The 2,983-nt window shown below is 44.0% G+C and carries 2 protein-coding genes; one reads left to right on the forward strand and one right to left on the reverse strand.

What is annotated here, in order from left to right; all coding sequences use genetic code 11:
* Positions 1–226: 226 nt before the first annotated feature.
* Positions 227–1,249: a metallophosphoesterase gene (locus B4H32_RS10575; protein ID WP_414630964.1), complete on the reverse strand. Its 1,023-nt coding sequence runs from the start codon at positions 1,247–1,249 to the stop codon at positions 227–229.
* A gap of 157 nt (positions 1,250–1,406) precedes the next feature.
* On the opposite strand from B4H32_RS10575, the gene B4H32_RS10580 reads away from it, so the two are divergent.
* Positions 1,407–2,969, forward strand: coding sequence for a phospholipase D family protein (locus B4H32_RS10580; RefSeq protein ID WP_414630965.1), 1,563 nt, complete (start codon positions 1,407–1,409; stop codon positions 2,967–2,969).
* The last annotated feature ends 14 nt before the right edge of the window (positions 2,970–2,983 follow it).

A 2,983-nucleotide genomic window follows, 5' to 3' on the forward strand; every position in this document is an offset into this window, starting at 1 on the left:
TCATCAAGCTAGGTCGGCTATGTTACCCTAAATCTCTTTAAAGTCAACAGGTAATTTCAACTTTATTTTAAACCACTTTAAGCAACTGATTTAAAAAAACTTTCAATCAACAACACCGACGATGGAGTCGCATTATAGGCAGTTTTATTTCCCACGCAAGCGGTTTTTGGGTTTTAATATTTAATTGGCTATTTTTAAGCCACTTCCTGTCATTTTCACATATTTTTTAGCATAATTCAATAATATCAATGGTGGGTGGCACACGAAACCGAAATGGAACACCCACCATCCCCGTCCCCACCGTCACAAATACATCTGCATGTTCATGTGAGTAAAAGCCTTTTTTGTGCCCCAAAATCGAAACCCGTTTCATAATGTAGCTGGTGACCCACGGCAGTTCAATTTGTCCGCCATGTGTATGTCCAGATAGCATCAGAGGATGGCTTGGCAATTCTGGCACCATATCCACCGTATCAGGATTATGGGATAAAATCAGCCACGGCTTATCCTGTGGCAACTCAGGTAAAAAACGCATATTGGCTTTTCCTGCCCACAAATCCCCGATGCCAACCAGACGGAACTCATCAAATTCAATAATCTTACCCTCAATATCCATCACATTGTTTTCAGACAGCGCTTTTGCCAATAGTTTCTGGATTGGTGGCCCTGGATACTGTTCATCATGGTTACCTGACACAGAATAAACAGGCATTTGTATTTCCCTTAATACTGCCAGTTCCTGCACCAAACGATTTTCAGGTTCATAGGTCCAGTCTCCAGCCACCACCACAAAATCGGGCTGCTCCTGATTTAATTTTTTGACAATGGTTTTGAGTTGGCGTTCATGTCCTGAAAATAACCCTACATGCATGTCTGCAACCAATGCCACTTTTACAGGCTTGGTAAATTCACGCTGTGGATTTAAACGATATTGATGGTATTTCACATGAATTTGATGTGGTTCAATGAAACGCGCATAGACCAACACACTGCTTAACAGAAACACAAAAATGGTTTGGTGGGGGGTGTAGTAACCTGACCAACCTGCATAAAGGCTAAAAAACCAAAGTGGCACTAGCAAATAAGACAGATAAAAAGCCAGCAAATGCACGAACGCCTTAAACGGATGAATGGTTTCGGTGCGAGCCTGATGTATCCAAGCCTGAATCAGTGCCCACAGTGCCAGTACCGCAAACAGGAGATAGAAAACTAAAATAACTGTATCTGAATTTAACAGTGCAGAGCTCATTCACCTCACCTCAGGGGCAGTTATCACATCTCATATTTATATTTTTCGATGAAATGTTATACTCAAGCCCAACTTTTAATCAGTAACAATTATGACGCAATTTGCCCGTATAAATCACAAACATATGAAAATAAGTACAACTACTTACAATAAAAGTATGCTTGCGATTTATTGCAGTATTGCGATCACGGTAGCAGGTTGCAGCACCTTACCCAAACACAAAATAGAGTCCATTCCTGAAACCACCTTGCAGGTTGACACCGCCCAGACCACACTGGCACAAATCATTCAACCCTTACAAGAACAGCATCCTGACCTTACGGGTTATCTGGTGTTGTTTGAGCCGCTGGAGGCTCTGGCGACCCGCCTAAGCCTGATTGACAAGGCGGAGAAAAGGCTGGATTTACAGTATTACATCTGGGATAACGACAAGGTTGGCTCACTGGCCCTGCATGCGCTGATCCGTGCCGCAGACCGTGGCGTCAAGATTCGCCTGCTGATTGATGATAACAACGCCAAATCAACCGAGGGAATTTTTCTGGCATTGGCACAGCATCCTAATATTGAAGTCAAGCTGTTTAACCCCTATCGCTTTCGGAAATATCGTGCGCTCGACATGATTCTGGACCTGAAACGCATCAACCGACGCATGCACAACAAGAGCTTCATCGCAGACCATCAGGTTGCCCTGATTGGCGGGCGCAACATGACCAATCAATATTACAATGTCAGTGACAACTACCAGTTCTCTGATGTTGATGTGATGCTGGTCGGCACGGCGGTGAAAGATATTTCACATTCCTTTGATGAATACTGGAGCCATGAATATGCCTACAAAGTGCAGGAAGTGGTCAAGCAAAGTGCCCATCATCTCAGCTATGAAAGTTTAAAACGGCAGCTTGATGAGCACTACGAGCGAGTTACCGTACAAAACTATCTGGATTTAACCAGCAACTCTCAGGCCATTGACTCACTGATGAGTCGGGATATTCAATTGGATTGGGTCAAGGCGGAAGTGGTCAAGGATTCACCCGACAAGATCAAGTCTAAGGCAAAAAAGAAAGAACACCTCAATTTCCAGCTTATTCAGCATCTCGAACAACCTGAAAAAAACGTTGACCTGATTTCAGCCTATTTTGTTCCTGAAAAAAAAGGGGCAAAAATGCTGACCGATTTGGCAAAGGATGGCGTTAAGGTACGGGTTCTGACCAACTCGTTCAAGGCCAATGATGTCGCGGTGGTCCATGCGTTTTATGGCAAGTATCGGCAGAACTTATTGGAACATGGTGTACAGCTCTATGAATTTTTACCTGCGCTGAATAAAAATGATCTGGACAAAAACACCGAGGATTTGGCGAAAAAGGCCAAGGTCAGCATAAAGGGCTTAAGCCGTTCAAGCCTGCATGCCAAATTGATGGCACTGGATGAAAAACAGGTTTTTATTGGTTCGTTTAATTTTGACCCACGCTCGGCCTATCTCAATACTGAGATTGGTGTACTGCTCAACAGCCCACCACTTGCCCAGGCGGTTCACACCACAATGGATGAGAACCTCAGCAAATATGCCTATAAACTGGTGCTGGATGCCAACAAGAAAATTACCTGGCAGCGTCAGACACCTCAAGGCCCTGTTATTTATACCAAAGAACCACGCATGAAATGGTGGCAAAGGGCTGGCATCAAGATGCTTTCATGGCTACCAATCGAGGGATTTATGTAGCCTCTGTGCCATCT

It is taken from the genome of Acinetobacter sp. UBA2063 (genome assembly GCF_002333245.1).
GTDB classification, from domain to species: domain Bacteria; phylum Pseudomonadota; class Gammaproteobacteria; order Pseudomonadales; family Moraxellaceae; genus Acinetobacter; species Acinetobacter parvus.